This window comes from Bartonella sp. CL63NXGY (assembly GCF_042194905.1).
Classification (GTDB): domain Bacteria; phylum Pseudomonadota; class Alphaproteobacteria; order Rhizobiales; family Rhizobiaceae; genus Bartonella.
Window position 1 is genome coordinate 1 of sequence record NZ_JBHINK010000017.1, and the last position, 15,419, is coordinate 15,419.

Consider the following 15,419-nt stretch of genomic DNA (forward strand, 5'->3'; position numbering starts at 1 on the left):
GCTTATCTTACAGCGGTTCAAGGCGCTTATTATCAAAAGGAAATGTTGGCAGCCGAGCAGGAGGGGCGGATAGGGCGTGTTGCTCGTGATCCTTTAATGCAAATACGCGCCTTTTGGGATATTGGGGGCACGGGTGCTAAGGCAGATGCCACGGCGATATGGATAGCACAGTTTGTGGGGCGAGAAATTAGAGTGCTTAATTATTACGAAGCACAGGGACAACCGCTATCAGAGCATGTAGGCTGGTTGCGTCAAAACGGTTATGAGAAGGCGTTGATGGTGTTACCCCATGATGGTGCGACCAGAGACCGTGTGCACAATGTGAGTTTTGAGAGTGCTTTAAATGATGCGGGTTTTGAAACGCAAGTTGTTCCTAATCAGGGAGCAGGGGCGGTTAAGATGCGGATAGAGGCGGTACGGCGTATTTTACCTTCAGTTTGGTTCAATGAAGAGACGACCGTAGCAGGGCGCAAAGCACTGAACTGGTATCACGAGAAATGGGATGAGAAGCGCAATATTGGCTTGGGAGCAGAGCATGATTGGTCCAGTCATGGGGCAGATGCCTTTGGATTGATGTGCGTGGCTTATGAAGAACCTCCGACGATACAAAAGCGACCAGCTTATAGCGGCAGAACGGAATATGAGAGTACCTCATGGATGGCAGAATGATGTATGATGAAGAGCATTTAGATAAAGAAAGTAACGCATCAGATTTGTCGACAGAAGGCTTATTTCGCAAGCTTGTGAGTTGGTACAAAGAAGATGTGGAGCATGTGAATAAATGGCGTGAACATGCACGGGAGGATTTTGGTTTTTACAATGGTGATCAATCCCCATCTTTACGCTTATGAAGGAGCAGTTCGGCACTATCACACCATTTATCAGTGCCCAATGTTTGTAACAGTTCTTGGCACTAGAGATGGTTCATAAGAGGCATTTTTAGCCTTTTCTTAATAGTTTTTATCCATACAGCTCTCCCCGCTTGTAACGTGCAGGCGAATGGTTTTGGTTGATTCAACATACATAGATTTGAAATGGAAGAATCTCACGGTATTCGGAGTTCTAATTCAATATGAATAACGCTAAATTATCATTATAAATCAAATGTTGTATATCACAGAAACACTGAAAATTTGAGAAACAATACACAGCAATGGCTGAGAAAAACAACTCTTCTGCTCTTTATTATTATTATACTACAAATGAAGGCGTAATAACAAATCACAAAATGCACGCTTTTTCAGAGCAAAGCATTCTCTCAAATATCTCAAACAACTTTCATAAAGATTTACGCGAATAACGTCGTGCAATTGAATCAATATCACCTCGACAAATTCCAAGATCGCTGAGTTCATATGTTGAAAGACGACTTAACGCATTAACGGTTCGACGATAACGGCGCCAATTACTATAAAAACGTAAAATATTCATATCCTCTACTCAAACTTTTCATTACACTCCTTAGTTTAAGAATAGAGCATATTACTAAAAAGAGTTGTGTTATAATATCATAACAGGTATGCATCTACATACAAGATAGCATCCCTTTAACATTTTCCTCATGTGAAAGGGCAACCATTAAAAATATCAACAAGAACAATATTCTTTCCCTAAACAATGGCTAAATTATGTGCATTTTCTTCGGTGATAAACTTCTTCACGTGTAGATTCTTTGGATTGAATAACTGCTTCCATTTCAATAGTTATCAATAGTTATACGATGATTATGAAAAATTCCTTGAAACATTTGTCTCATACGAAGAGGGAATCAGCAAAATTATTAATGGCGGAAGTGTCGTGTTCCTGTAAAAACCATTGCTAAACCCTGTGCATCAGCAGCGGCGATAACTTCTTCATCACGCATGGAGCCTCCTGGTTGAATAATTGCTGTTGCCCCTGCTTCAGCTGCTGCTAATAAACCATCTGCAAAAGGAAAAAATGCATCTGATGCAACAACAGATCCTTTTGTAAGGGTTTCTGTTAAGCCTGCTCTTTGCGCACTTTCTGCTGCTTTACTTGCAGCAATTTTTGCTGAATCGATGCGGCTCATTTGTCCGGCTCCAATTCCAACTGTTGCGCTATTTTTCGCGTACACAATAGCATTTGATTTAACGTGTTTTGCTACACGAAAAGCAAATTGAAGATCACGCATTTCATCTTGAGTTGGTGCCCGCTTTGTCACTACTTGCAATTTAAGATCATCCACCACCACGTTATCACGTGATTGCACTAAAATGCCTCCTGCAAGTGTTTTCGCAAGAAGTCCTCCACAGCGTGGATCAGGAACTCCACCTGTAATGAGCAAACGAAGATTTTTTTTCTTGGCAATAATTTCACGTGCCGCCATTGTGGCATCAGGGGCAATAATCACTTCTGTGAAAATTTTAACAATTTCTTCAGCACATTCCTCATCAAGGGTTTGATTTAAAGCAACAATTCCACCAAATGCCGATACATTATCACACATAAGAGCTTTCAAATAAGCTTCTTTCAAATTTTCTCCTTCCGCAACACCACAAGGATTGGCATGTTTAATAAGAGCGACAGCAGCGGTTTTTTGCGGATCAAATTCTGCCACAAGCTCAAAGGCTGCATCTGTATCATTCAGATTGTTATAAGAAAGCGCTTTGCCTTGTAAAAGTTTTGCTGTTGCAATACCAAAACGTTTTTCATTATTGCGATAAAATGCTGCCTGTTGATGTGGATTTTCCCCATAGCGCATAACACTTTCAAGATGACCGGAAAAACTCTGCCATGATGGAATTTCAATTTTTAAATCCCGTGCAAACCACGTTGCTATTGCCGTATCATAAGCAGCGGTGTGTGCATAAGCGCGCATTGCTAGCTGATGACGCATAGATAAGCTTAAACATCCATTATGCTGCTTTAATTCAGCTAGAATCGAATCATAATCTTTTATCGCTGTTACAACACCGGTATAAGCATAATTTTTTGCCGCGGCGCGAATCATCGCCGGTCCACCGATATCAATATTTTCAAGAATCGTTTGCCCATCGGCTCCCGATAGGATCGTCTCTTCAAAAGGGTAAAGATTCACCACCAAAAGATCAATTCCATGAATGCTGTTCTTTTCCATAGCTTCCCTATGGCTAGGATCTTCTCTTACCCCTAACAAAGCACCATGAATCAAAGGATGGAGTGTTTTTACACGCCCATCCATTATTTCAGGAAATCCGGTAACTTCAGCAACATCTTTTACGGGTAAACCAGCTGCTATGAGGGTTTTTGCTGTTCCTCCTGTTGAAATTAATTCAACATTGTAAGTAGCATGAAGGGCTTGTGCAAAAGCAACCACACCCGTTTTATCAGACACAGAAAAGAGAACGCGACGAACCCGATGAAGATCAGGTATGGGAAAATTTTTGGCAACAACACCCATAACAGAAGCCTTAAAAATGAAAGAGTTAAAATTCTAGTAAAACACGCTTATACGTTTATAGCATAAGCCTTTAGCAAAATACACTGAAAGGATAAACTGTCTTTTTAGAATATAGGATGCTCACCTTTTTCTATTATCCTGTAAAAACCTCTCATTTGAGGTGTGGTGATAGGTATAAAAGTCGCGTTGAGAAATTAAATGTTTTTTTGTTGCTTATAACTCAACATCTCATCTTCATAGCAGTTGTGAAACAAAAAATGCCTCCGTATGTTCTCTGCTATATTAGCTTTTATACTATATGAAGGCGAAAGTATTGCGTATATCAATTGGAATAATCTCTGAAATGGGAAACAATCTAATGAAGCAAGAATATAAAATTATAAAGGCAAAAATGAGTGCCTATCTTTCCTATCATTTTTAAATTTGGCTTTATGTTTTTCAAAAGCGTTTATGACAATGTTTTTTAAGAGTGAATTTTTTATAGAATGGAGATAATGCATTGCTTCACATTTTTGGGCATTACATTTTTAATGAATAAACCCTCGTTTTATGATGATTTTTTAAAGAGTGTCGCGTAAATCTTTTGTGGATTTATAAAGTTCATTGTATGCCTATGATCTTTATTTAACAAAGGTGAAAGTTGGTAGATTTTATACTCTTTATCAGTTTTCAAGATTCTAAAAATTTTTGTTACTTGAGATGGAAAAGGTATTTTTTTAGTTTTTTTGCCGTAGCAGAAAAAGAAAACCTCCTAACACACCAGCAGCTAAAATAAACCACGTGATTGCATAAACGAGATGATTATTTCGAAAATGAATAATCGTAAGACCAACGACAGGAAGGTTTGCTTGTGGAGATGTTTTTCTGGCATCAATGAAATAAGGGGCAACCGTGGACAAACCAAGTTTTTGTGCCATAGCGGGGAGATCGCGCGTATACCATAAATTTTTGTCAGGATTATTTTTACGCGGGAAAAATCCATTTTTTTCACTCATGCGTAATAAACCTATAATCATTGTTTGTTCTGTGTCCGTGGTAGAATTTTGCTGAGATGAGGCATTTGTATGCGATTTCTCTGAGTTTTGAAAATTATTACGTTCATCCATGGGGATAAAGCCACGGTTGATAAAGATCAGTGTATTATCAGCAGTTTGTAAAGGAGTCAAAACCCAATAGCCTGTAGTATTTTGAGCGGCAGCAGTGACTAAGATATTTTTATCTGTTAAAAATTTTCCTGTGATAACAACAGGTTGATATTCATATTTTTCAAAAGTAACATCTGACCATTGATTTTTTTTGGGGGCTTTTATGGGGGGTAAATGAATGCGCTGATTAGCACTGGTGATAAGATTTGTTTTCCAGTTTAACCGTTGTACTTGCCATATACCTAATGCACTGAAGAGAAGAAAAAAACAAATACATAAAGTTCCAAATAAAAAAGAAGAAAAACGGCAAGAATTTCCCTGAAGCTTTGTCATGGGGGGCCCTTTTTTGCTCATGATTTATGCTTCCTTTCGGGACAATAGGCTTTTATTCTAACATGGTATATATTTAAAAAAAACATTTTGTACGCTTTTTGGCGGAATTTGCACGTCTTATTGAGGAAAAAGATGAAAAATGAGCCAACAAGAGATGAAAAAGGTTTTATAAAAGACTTGACCTTTTGTTGTCGACCCCCTATTAGAAAGAAACTTCCCAATGATGCCCGTTCAAGGTTGCATTGCGCGTGTTTTGCGTTCATTGTGTCCTTTGGGTATGGGGATTTGAAAGTTTCTTAGAGTTTAAGGGTGAAGTTTATGTCTCGTGCATGTGAATTGACAGGGAAAACGGTTCTGTATGGTAATAATGTTAGCCATGCAAATAATAAGACTCGGCGTCGTTTTTTACCAAATCTTTGCAATGTGACATTGATTTCAGAGGTGTTACAGCAAAGTTATCGCTTGCGTATTTCAGCAAGTGCATTGCGTTCTGTTGAGCATCGTGGTGGCCTTGATGGTTTTTTAGTTAAAGCAGATGATAAAGAGTTGTCGCAACGTGCGCGTTTGCTAAAACGCCAAATCATTAAGAAAAAAGCTGAGCAAGAAGGTGAGCAAAAGGCTGAACAAGCAGCGTAATTGTTAGCGCTATTCTTTTTGGTTTATTAACGCTTTGATTTCGGTTTTCTGTTCTAGAAGTTAAGTTTTTTGCAGGTTGATCGTTTCATTTTATTGGTTCCATATCCCAGGTTAAAAAAATGTCTTCAAGCGGTCCTTTATTAGAACAGCAAAAGAAAAGGTATGTTGTTTTTTCTATTTTTGCAATGTGCCTTGCTGTTACGGCTTCTAATATTTTGGTTCAATATCCTGTCTATTGGTTTGATTTAAATGAGCTGTTGACTTATGGGGCTTTTACCTATCCATTTGCTTTTCTGATCAATGATTTAACCAATCGTTTTTATGGTCCATCTGCGGCGCGGCGTGTGGTTTATGCTGGTTTTTTTGCGGGGGTCTTTGTTTCTTGGATATTGGCGACACCACGGCTTGCCCTTGCTTCTAGTTTTGCATTTTTATTTGGGCAACTCCTTGATATTGTTGTTTTTACTCCTTTACGACGTAAAACATGGTGGAAAGCACCTTTAGCAGCAGCGTTGGTTGGTTCAGCTTTGGATACAGTGCTGTTTTTTGCTCTTGCTTTTTCTAGCTCGTTTTCTGTTCTTGATAAGATAACAGGGTATGCTGATAGTTCACTGGTGGAGAGTACTGTTTTGGGAGGGATAGGCATGCCAGTTTGGCTATCGCTTGCTTTTGGTGATTTTTCGGTAAAAATTATTATGAGCCTGTTGATGTTGATTCCTTATGGGACAATTCTTAATATTGTAAAGCTTCCTCTTTATCAAAGTCATTCAAAGGATGATTCTTCTTTTGTTTGTCACAAATAATAATTTTTGTCTTTTTTTCATGAAGCCAAGAAAATTGTACGCTATGCTTGGTGTGGCACGTTATTTATAATGGATACTTTATCATTTGCCAACTTAAGTAAGAGCTCCAACACAAAACGCGTTTTTTATTTCAAAATTCTCTTGTGAGGAAAAGATAAAGTCATTTGTTTGAGAAGGGGCTAATATACTTTTTACAAATGATTAAATGTGACAGAAATTGCAACTGATGTTTATTAATAGATTGATTTAAAATGATAACTTATATTTTTCATTTGAGTGAAAGAGCTCAATATCATAAAATTTTACGCGTTTTAAATACTCTTATATTGAGTTAATAAAAATCATTTGCTTGCCTATGTTATAAGAGGAATTGGCGTGCGGACAACGTCATTTGAGAAAGCAATACTCTTATGAAGAGCTTTAATGTAATAGAAGTGCAATATTAGGCGCTGGAAGTATATTGATTTATCTTAAAAACATTGGAAGCTTGAAAGTAGGATTTTGCTTTTGGCTTGTAGCTTGTAAAGTAAAGGATGATTCTGGATTTTGCATTATGCCATATATGGGCGCTGTCGTGAAATAAGCTTGGAAGCAAGGAGGAATGTTTCTTTAAAGTAGGAGTGCGGATAAGATATATAATGGTGTGTTCTTTTTCGTGAATGAAGTAATATTCTTTTTTTCGTGTTTTTCTTATATTTTATGTGAGTAAAGATTTTTTCTTTTATCCAGGAGATGGGAGCTTATGTTGATAGATCACCCGTGGTGAGTACTGTTTTGGGAAGGTTAGGAACAGGTTGGCTCTCGCTTGCTTTAGCGATTTTTCGGCAAAAATCGCTATGAATCCATTTATGCTGATTCTTTTATAAAATAATTCTTAGTGTTTAAAATATCCTCTTTGGATGATTCTTCTTTTGCGTATAATAAATACAACTTTTATCTTTTTGTTTTACTGAAGGTGAAAGTCTATGCATTATATTTTCTGTGAGAGCAGCACTTTAGAGCTATGTCTAGTGGAGATATTTTTCTATATACGTGTATTTCAATATTTAAATATAATGAAATAACACAAGATCGAGACAAAAACGGGTAATTATTCAGTCTTTTAATTTGAATGGCACTCTGGGATATGGACGTAAATGAAAAATTCCAAGAAAAGTTTTATCAGTTGCACTAAAACCAGAAAGTAAAAACAAACTCATTATAATTTTTGAAGATGGTTGGAGCATTTCTTTTAGGATTCATAATGCATCCAGTAAAGTAGAAGCTTCTTTAAAGTTCGCTATTCAATTTGTGGGATTATCTTCTCAGGTTGTTAGTCATCAAATTCCGATGGTTTAATGATAGAAATAATTTTTTAAATGTAATCGTTGCTGATTTAAGGCAGGTTTATTTCTTATGAAAATGAGTCCTTTTATCACTAAAAAGTATTTCTAATTGTTTTGTTATGGCGTCGGCGAGTTCTTCAGCATTCATAATTGTTACAGCACGTTGATAATAACGTGTGACGTCATGACCAATTCCAATGGCAATGAGTTCGATAGGGGAGTGTGTTTGGATTTCTTGAATCACTGCGCGTAAGTGTTTTTCTAAATAATTGCTGGCGTTGACCGATAATGTCGAATCGTCAACAGGAGCGCCATCAGAAATGACCATGAGGATGCGACGTTGTTCACGCCGTGATAAAAGGCGTTGATGAGCCCAAATCAAAGCTTCTCCGTCGATATTTTCTTTTAATAATCCTTCTTGCATCATCAAACCTAAATTGCGTCGTGCGCGACGCCATGGGGTATCAGCACTTTTATAGATGATATGGCATAAATCATTGAGGCGTCCAGGATTATGGAGTTTGTTTTGGGTAAGCCATTGTTCGCGCGATTTGCCCCCTTTCCAAGTTTTGGTGGTAAAACCTAAAATTTCAACTTTGACACCACAACGCTCAAGAGTTTGTGCCAAAATATCAGCACAACTTGCAGCAACGCTAATGGGGCGTCCGCGCATTGAGCCTGAATTATCAATGAGAAGTGAAACAACTGTGTCTCGAAATTGGGTGTTGCTTTCCATTTTAAAAGAAAGGGGTTGCATGGGGTCAATAATTAGACGTGGAAGCCGTGCTGTATCAAGATATCCTTCTTCAAGGTCAAATTTCCAGTTGCGATTTTGTTGCGCCATCAAGCGGCGCTGGAGACGGTTTGCTAAACGTCCAACGATGTTTTGGAGATGATTGATTTGCTTATCAAGATAACGGCGTAAGTGATCTAACTCGTTCTCAGAACAAAAATCTGTTGCTTCCAAAATTTCATCAAATTGACGGGTGAAGATTTTATAATGGCCAAGTCTTTCCATTTGTTCCGAATCAGAAAAAAGGTGTTTGGGTTTGCTCGGCTTTTCTTGCCAAGGTCCATTTTTTTGCTCGCCGTCAGCTTGATCATTGTTGTTTGATTGTGTCGCTTGTGTTTTTCCGTCATCTTGCACATCACTTTCTTGTTCAGTGCTGGTTTGTTCTTCACTTTGAGCGTGTTTTTTGTTTTTACTCTCTTCTTCTCCTTGGTCTTGAGGTTCACACGCATTTTTTAATTTTTTATTGTTTTCACTGTTAGAAGCTTCAGCTTGTTGCACTGTCATTTTGAGTGTAACAAGCATTTGGCGAACAATCTGTGCAAAATCTTGTTGGTTGTAAATATGATGTGGGAGTTCATTGAGTTCTGCTGCTGCTTTTTGTTCGAGTTCTTGACGCCACAGTTCTAAGACAGGACCCGCTTCTCTTGGAGCTGCGCGCTTTGTTATTTTTTCACGCAATAAAAGTGCAATTGCTTCTTGGATGGGGGCTTCACTTTGGTTGCTAATCTTATGATAATGGGCTCTTTTGTATTTATCGGCGAGCATGATATCAAGATTTTTTGCAAGCCCCTCCATGGCTAAAGTACCAATTGCTTCAACACGTGTTTGTTCTAAGGCATCAAAGACAGCACGTGCTTCTGATTCTAGTGGAGAAAATTGCATGTGAATGCGGTTATCATGCCATGCTTTGCGCAGAGCCATGGAATCACCTAATCCGCGAGTAATGGTGATGTCTTTATTCGTTGCGTATTGAGGTAATTCTGGTAAACGCGCGCAACTTTCGCTTAAAGATGGTCGGTTATGACTAAAGGAAACTTCAAGGTTGTTTGTGCCTGCAATTGCACGCATACAGGTGGAAAGTGCTTTTTTAAAAGCTTCAATATTAAGAGTGTTGTTGGAAGAATCTTTTGCCGGATTTTTGTTGTCGCCAATATCGGTAGCCATGAGTGACAGATTCCTTAAGGCGAAACACCATGAATGAGTGATTCGGGAAGCTCTTGTCCAAAGGCGCGTTGATAAAATTCTGCAACAGTGGCACGTTCGAGTTCATCACATTTATTGAGAAAGGTTAATCGGAAGGCAAAGCCGACATCTTGAAAAATCGTTGTATTTTCTGCCCAAGTAATGACGGTACGTGGACTCATGACAGTTGAAAGATCTCCATTGATAAAAGATTGGCGTACCATATCAGCAACATGAACCATTTGTGAAATTATCTTTTTTCCTTCAGTCGTTTGAAAGGATTTGACCTTTGAACAAATGATATTAACCTCTTTATCATGGGGTAAATAATTGAGTATCGTAACAATAGACCAGCGGTCCATTTGAGCTTGATTGATCTGTTGGGTACCATGATAGAGACCAGTTGTATCACCAAGACCAATGGTGTTTGCTGTTGCAAAAAGACGAAAGGCTGGGTGTGGAGAGATGACACGGCTTTGATCAAGTAAGCTTAGTTTTCCAGAGGTTTCAAGAACGCGTTGGATGACAAACATAACATCGGGACGCCCCGCATCATATTCGTCGAAAACAAGAGCAATATTATTTTGATAAGCCCATGGCAAAATGCCTTCTTTAAATTCAGTGATTTGTAAGCCATCTTTTAAAACGATAGCGTCTTTTCCTACAAGATCGATACGACTTACATGACTATCGAGATTAATGCGAAGACAAGGCCAATTGAGACGTGCAGCAATTTGTTCAATATGCGTTGATTTCCCTGTACCGTGATAGCCAGAAACCATTACACGGCGGTTGAAGGTAAAACCTGCGAGAATCGCTAAAGTTGTTTGCTGATCAAAAAGATAATCAGAATCGATATCAGGAACATGGGAACTTTTTGTGCTAAAAGCAGGGACTTTTAGATCTGTTTCAATATGAAATAGATCGCGAGCACAAAGTGTAATATCGGGCAAATTTTCAACGGTAAGATTTGTCATTGTGTTTCTGGAAGGGAGAGGATGCTATTTATTCATTAGAAACGATACAAGAGTTAGAGTATTTATGCAATGCTCTATAATGAGAGCCTTAGATATTGAAGAAAGATTTTTTACGTATTCTATAATGTTTTGCAAAAAAAGTAACATTTTGCGCAAATAATGATGGTCTAAATGAAAATAGACTCATATAAGCGCATGTTTTCAGCACAAACCAGACTTTTTTAGCAAATTATAAGCATGTAAAACATCACGAAAGCGCTCTTCTGAAGCACGATTACCACCATTGGAATCAGGATGGTGCTTTTTTACCAATTCTTTATATTTCATTTTGATGTCTTCTGCTGAAGCGTTTGCCTGTAGTCCCAGTGTATCAAAAGCTTTTGCTTCTAAGGGCTTTAATTTTCGTGAGAATTTATTGCTTGAATGCTGCCCAGTAAAAAGCGTGAAGGGATCGCGCATGCGATTTTGATAGGCAGCTGTTCCAGAGCGAATCTTTGCATAATTAGCGGCTGTTTTTTTCGATGTACCATTGCTCAGATCTGTAGGCCATGTCGGACGATGTCCTGTGAGAGCATCCTTTTGAAATTTTGCGATATCTTTATTGCTAAGACCAGAGAAGTAATTAAAATTTTTATTATAGGCGCGTACGTGTTCAATACAAAAATATAAATATTGTCCTTCGTGATTTCGACCTGCTGGTGCTTTATGGGCCCCTGTTTTTTCACAACCTTCCCACTGACACTGTTGTGCTTCTGGCTCAGCGTTTTGTTTTTTATTTGAGCTTATGCGAATTGAATCGAATAATTTAGATGTTATTGTCATATTATTGGTTTATGCAAAATTGATTAATTTTACAAGAATTGACTTTTGAAAAATTTGTTTTCACACTTATTCTATTATGAAAAAGGTGTATTTTTGCACGTTCATTTTGTTTGAGGAATGAAAAATGTTTATAGAAACAATAATCCAGAGAAAGCTTCAGGATGCTTTTCATCCGCAAAAGCTTGAAGTGATTAACGAAAGTCATCTTCATGAGGGGCATTCTCATAATGAACATGCTTTTGATGGTAAAGGAGAAACACATTTTCGAGTGAAAATTTTATCTTCTTCTTTTTCTAATATGACACGCGTAGAAATACATCGAGCGATTTATAAAGTTTTACAAGAAGAGTTAGCTACTTGTGTCCATGCTTTGGCACTTGAGGTTGAAACACTCTAATTTTTTGATGAGACACTTTTAGGAACGGGGATGGGCCTTTTGATAAATTTTTAACAAATGGTCTGTATCGACATGGGTATAGATTTGTGTGGTGGAAAGACTAGCGTGCCCAAGAAGTTCTTGAATCGTGCGCAAATCTCCCCCCCGTGATAAAAGATGGGTGGCAAAAGAATGGCGCAGTGTATGAGGCGTTGCAGTTTCTGGTAAACCAAGGCTTGCTCGTAAGTTGCGTACAGTTTTCTGAATAATTGCGGGCTGTAGGGGACCGCCTCGTGCCCCGCGAAATATGGGTTGGTTATCCACTAAAGGATATGGACAACATTTGAGATAATTTTGTACAGCTTCGGAAACAATTTTGATGAGAGGAACAAGGCGTGTTTTTCCACCTTTTCCTGTTATAAATAAACTTGTTTTTTCAGGATCAGAAAATTGTTCTGGTGTGAGGCTTAAGGCTTCTGATATTCGCATTCCACAGCCATAGAGAAGCATGAGGACAGCCGCATTACGAGCGCTAATCCAAGGTTCATTTTCTAGCTGGTTTTCTTGTTTGACTATGTGAAGTGCTGATTTGATCGCTAAAGGTTTTGGGAGCGATCTTGGGTGTTTGGGGCTTCGGATAAGTTGAGCCGCCGGAACATTGACGATTCCTTCACGTGATAGGTACTTGAAAAAAGAACGGATGCCTGCTACTCCGCGGCTTAAAGAACGAGCACTTACATTGTTTGTACGCCGATAAGCAAGATAAGCACGCAAGTCACTGATGCGTAAATGAGCAAGATCTGTAAGGGTTGGTGTATGACTTAAGTGTTGACAGAGAAAAGACAAAAATTGCCGCGTATCACGTTCATAGGCTTGCACTGTTTGTGCTGACATACGACGTGTTTGGGTAAGACACTCTAACCAATTTTTCCTTGCGTTTAAAATTGCATGGTCTGCTGGAATGAGAGGAATATTTTCATCTTTTCTCTTGTCGTTTTTGATAGGCATTATCTAGTTGAGAGTTTCTTTCTTTTTAGATTTTTCATCGTTAGAATGACCATTCTTGTTTTGGGGTTGCTCTTCACGATTGATAAGTTGCTTTTCACCTTTGAGAGAGAGTATTTTCACAAGATTGTGCGTTGACATCAAATGCGCAAAAATTAATCCTAAAAAGCCATTTTTATGAAGTTTGGCAAGTTGGCTTGCTGATAATTTATTCAATTTTTCTTCATCAACAACCCAAAAATGTTCTAATTGAGCTGAGAGACCTTTATCGTTTTTCACATTGATAGATTTTTGGCTTAGAAGATCCATTTCTACAAGAGCATCAATAAACTCAGAGGTTTTTTCCATAGCGATTTTAAAACTTTCAAGAAAACGAATACGTTCTTCCATAAAAGGAGAAATAGAGCCGTCGGAATTAAAAAGTTCTGTTCCTGCAACTTCATTAAACATACCTGACTGTTGATCAAAGCAAACAGAAAGTTCTTTTTCATTGCTAATTTGTGCCAAAACAAAAGGATAGCGACGGACAAAAGCAGGAACATAAGTATTGTTTTTCCAACTTTTATCAGAAGCGATATAGTCATTTTCGTCATTAGAAAGGCCGACAAGAGCTGCGGATGTGTAGTGCCGTTTTTTTTGTTCATCTTCGGCGCACATAAATAAAATAGGATAGTCTAGTGCTGCTTGAAAATATTCAGTACTTGCTAAAGGAACCCAGTGAGTATCCTTGGCAAAAGACATATCACTTGGAGGAGCGAATTTTAGATTTTTATGGGAAACTTTGTTGATTGGCGTGATATCTTTGTAAAATAGCATAATATTTGCCATAAGACTTTCTCCTTTATTAATTTGTTTTTGTTACCAAGAAAGGTCTTTTAGAAGATTGTCTCATATGGCAACAAGATTGAATAGAAAACTATAAGATTGAAGGGTTCATTTTTGAGAGATAATATTTTCGTATGAAGTATAATAAAGAAAAGCTTAAAAATAAAGTCTATCTTGCCATTATTGGTATGCCTCATGGTATAAAAGGAGATGTTTTTGTTAAAATTCTAAGTGCTGAGCCACAGCGTTTTAAGTTTTACAGCACTCTTTATGATGATATGGGGCGTTCTTATGAAATTGTAACTCTTCGCATACAAAAAAATAAGGCGATTGTACGTTTTAAAGGGATAGAAAATCGTAATGCGGCTGAGTCTTTAAAAGGTATTCGCCTTTATGTGACGCGTGATCAATTAATTGATGATTTGATGGAGGATGAGTTTTATCAAGTCGATTTAATAGGCTTGTGTGTCCAAGATTGTGGGGGAAAAATCTTAGGTGAAGTGTGTGGTTTTTTTAATTTCGGGGCTGGTGATTTGCTTGAAATACGTTTGAATACGGGTAAAAGAGTCCTTATTCCCTTTAGTAAGGCGGCGGTACCAGAAGTTTGTATGAATTCTGGTTTTCTTGTTGTTGATCCCATGGCAGCTGGTTTAAGTGATGGGGGAGACAATGATAAAAAGGAAATAGCTTGAATCTAAAAATAAAGATGAAGGAAAAAATAACAGATAAATTTCGTCAATAAAAAGTGGAATGTGTGGAAATATTAAAAATGCACTTTTGAGCAGATATTGTAAGCACTTTATCTCGAAATAGTTCTGAATTTTTAGAGTCTTTTTTAGTGCAAGTATTTAGAAGGATCGTATTGAATAAAGCGCAGATCAAGGAGATTCAATTTAACGCTATAGCGTTAAAAATCTTGTTTGTGCTATTTTTGCTATTAAGAGTCTGTTTAAGAAAATAAGGATGAGAAATAAAATGAAGTTTCAGGCGCGCGTTTTAACCCTTTATCCTGAAATGTTTCCTGGTTTTTTAGGGTATTCTTTAGCAGGGCAAGCTTTAGAGCGCGGAATTTGGTCACTGGAGACGGTGCAGATTAGGGATTTTGCTTTAGACAAACACCATAGCGTTGATGATAAACCTGCTGGTGGGGGGGCGGGTATGGTAATGCGGGCGGATGTATTGGCGGCGGCTCTTGATTGTTGTCCACAGGATTCGCCAAGATTGTTGATGAGTCCACGTGGGCGCCCTTTTGACCAAGCTTACGCGCATAGCTTGGCTCGTGATACGGGTGTAACGTTAGTTTGTGGACGTTTTGAAGGGGTTGATGAGCGAGTCATAGAAGCACGAGAATTAGAAGAAGTTTCTATTGGTGATTATATTCTTTCAGGGGGTGAAACAGCCGCATTGGTTATCTTAGATGCTATTATACGTCTTCTGCCTGGAGTGATGGGGAATGCAGCTTCTGCAAGGTGTGAAAGTTTTGAAAATGGCTTGCTGGAACATCCGCAATATACACGCCCTTCTCTTTTCGAAGGGCGGGGTATTCCGCCTGTATTGCTCTCAGGTCATCACAAAGCGATCGCAGATTGGCGTCAAAGCCAAGCCGAATTGTTAACACGTCAACGTCGCCCTGATCTTTATGCGCGTTATGATAAAAATCATCAGAAAACTTGATTCATATGATAAGGTAGTGTATTGCATGGCTCTCTTTTTAGAGAGTTTTTTATAAAAGGTTTTCTGTAGTTCCAAAATTAAAATGAAGGAATGGTGTATTCGCTCCTGTGTAAGACATAGCCT

General features: G+C 38.2%; 15 protein-coding genes and 1 pseudogene. 8 read left to right on the forward strand and 8 right to left on the reverse strand.

Annotated features, from left to right (window positions below; translation table 11 throughout):
- Together ACFIK0_RS07735 and ACFIK0_RS07740 are read left to right on the forward strand one after the other, a co-directional pair.
- Nucleotides 1-669, forward strand: a pseudogene (locus ACFIK0_RS07735) (PBSX family phage terminase large subunit); the annotation flags it as partial.
- Nucleotides 666-851, forward strand: coding sequence for a hypothetical protein (locus ACFIK0_RS07740; RefSeq protein ID WP_375663756.1), 186 nt, complete (start codon nucleotides 666-668; stop codon nucleotides 849-851). The pseudogene ACFIK0_RS07735 and the gene ACFIK0_RS07740, both read left to right, overlap by 4 nt.
- 427 nt (nucleotides 852-1,278) lie before the next feature.
- On the opposite strand, the gene ACFIK0_RS07745 is transcribed toward ACFIK0_RS07740, so the two are convergent.
- The 3 genes from ACFIK0_RS07745 to ACFIK0_RS07755 form a co-directional block, all read right to left on the reverse strand.
- Nucleotides 1,279-1,431 carry a DUF1127 domain-containing protein gene (locus tag ACFIK0_RS07745; protein WP_273790070.1) on the reverse strand — a complete coding sequence of 51 codons (153 nt, stop codon included), beginning with the start codon at nucleotides 1,429-1,431 and terminating at the stop codon, nucleotides 1,279-1,281.
- Between the two features lie 349 nt (nucleotides 1,432-1,780).
- Entirely contained in the window at nucleotides 1,781-3,400 is a 1,620-nt protein-coding gene (purH, locus tag ACFIK0_RS07750) for a bifunctional phosphoribosylaminoimidazolecarboxamide formyltransferase/IMP cyclohydrolase (protein ID WP_375663752.1), read from the reverse strand.
- Between the two features lie 716 nt (nucleotides 3,401-4,116).
- Complete coding sequence (locus ACFIK0_RS07755; protein ID WP_375630704.1) at nucleotides 4,117-4,899, reverse strand: SURF1 family protein; 783 nt, start codon at nucleotides 4,897-4,899, stop codon at nucleotides 4,117-4,119.
- A 297-nt stretch (nucleotides 4,900-5,196) separates the two neighbouring features.
- Between ACFIK0_RS07755 and rpmB the strand changes: the two genes are divergently transcribed.
- The 3 genes from rpmB to ACFIK0_RS07770 all read left to right on the forward strand — a co-directional run bounded on the left by rpmB (nucleotide 5,197) and on the right by ACFIK0_RS07770 (nucleotide 7,655).
- Nucleotides 5,197-5,514, forward strand: coding sequence for a 50S ribosomal protein L28 (rpmB, locus tag ACFIK0_RS07760; protein ID WP_273787609.1), 318 nt, complete (start codon nucleotides 5,197-5,199; stop codon nucleotides 5,512-5,514).
- A gap of 119 nt (nucleotides 5,515-5,633) precedes the next feature.
- Complete coding sequence (locus ACFIK0_RS07765) at nucleotides 5,634-6,317, forward strand: VUT family protein (protein WP_375637337.1); 684 nt, start codon at nucleotides 5,634-5,636, stop codon at nucleotides 6,315-6,317.
- Nucleotides 6,318-7,460: 1,143 nt separating this feature from the next.
- Nucleotides 7,461-7,655: a HaeIII family restriction endonuclease gene (locus tag ACFIK0_RS07770; protein WP_375663755.1), complete on the forward strand. Its 195-nt coding sequence runs from the start codon at nucleotides 7,461-7,463 to the stop codon at nucleotides 7,653-7,655.
- A 48-nt stretch (nucleotides 7,656-7,703) separates the two neighbouring features.
- On the opposite strand, the gene cobT is transcribed toward ACFIK0_RS07770, so the two are convergent.
- From cobT to ACFIK0_RS07785, 3 genes are all read right to left on the reverse strand, one after another.
- Nucleotides 7,704-9,599, reverse strand: coding sequence for a cobaltochelatase subunit CobT (cobT, locus tag ACFIK0_RS07775; RefSeq protein ID WP_375663753.1), 1,896 nt, complete (start codon nucleotides 9,597-9,599; stop codon nucleotides 7,704-7,706).
- A 14-nt stretch (nucleotides 9,600-9,613) separates the two neighbouring features.
- Nucleotides 9,614-10,594: a cobaltochelatase subunit CobS gene (gene cobS, locus ACFIK0_RS07780; RefSeq protein WP_273790065.1), complete on the reverse strand. Its 981-nt coding sequence runs from the start codon at nucleotides 10,592-10,594 to the stop codon at nucleotides 9,614-9,616.
- 201 nt (nucleotides 10,595-10,795) lie between these two features.
- On the reverse strand, nucleotides 10,796-11,416 hold the full coding sequence (locus ACFIK0_RS07785) for a J domain-containing protein (RefSeq protein WP_273790064.1): 621 nt from the start codon (nucleotides 11,414-11,416) through the stop codon (nucleotides 10,796-10,798).
- Between the two features lie 124 nt (nucleotides 11,417-11,540).
- On the opposite strand from ACFIK0_RS07785, the gene ACFIK0_RS07790 reads away from it, so the two are divergent.
- The gene (locus tag ACFIK0_RS07790) at nucleotides 11,541-11,813 is read left to right on the forward strand and encodes a BolA family protein (RefSeq protein ID WP_375622119.1); all 273 of its coding nucleotides are present in this window, start codon (nucleotides 11,541-11,543) and stop codon (nucleotides 11,811-11,813) included.
- Between the two features lie 18 nt (nucleotides 11,814-11,831).
- On the opposite strand, the gene ACFIK0_RS07795 is transcribed toward ACFIK0_RS07790, so the two are convergent.
- Nucleotides 11,832-12,800 carry a tyrosine recombinase XerC gene (locus ACFIK0_RS07795; protein WP_273790062.1) on the reverse strand — a complete coding sequence of 323 codons (969 nt, stop codon included), beginning with the start codon at nucleotides 12,798-12,800 and terminating at the stop codon, nucleotides 11,832-11,834.
- Between the two features lie 3 nt (nucleotides 12,801-12,803).
- A complete protein-coding gene (locus tag ACFIK0_RS07800; protein WP_375630713.1) occupies nucleotides 12,804-13,625 on the reverse strand; it encodes a SapC family protein in 822 nt (273 codons plus the stop codon).
- A gap of 131 nt (nucleotides 13,626-13,756) precedes the next feature.
- Here ACFIK0_RS07800 and rimM point away from each other — a divergent pair, with 131 nt between their 5' ends.
- The gene (gene rimM, locus ACFIK0_RS07805) at nucleotides 13,757-14,314 is read left to right on the forward strand and encodes a ribosome maturation factor RimM (protein WP_375658007.1); all 558 of its coding nucleotides are present in this window, start codon (nucleotides 13,757-13,759) and stop codon (nucleotides 14,312-14,314) included.
- Between the two features lie 283 nt (nucleotides 14,315-14,597).
- On the forward strand, nucleotides 14,598-15,296 hold the full coding sequence (gene trmD, locus ACFIK0_RS07810) for a tRNA (guanosine(37)-N1)-methyltransferase TrmD (protein ID WP_273790059.1): 699 nt from the start codon (nucleotides 14,598-14,600) through the stop codon (nucleotides 15,294-15,296).
- Nucleotides 15,297-15,419: the final 123 nt, after the last annotated feature.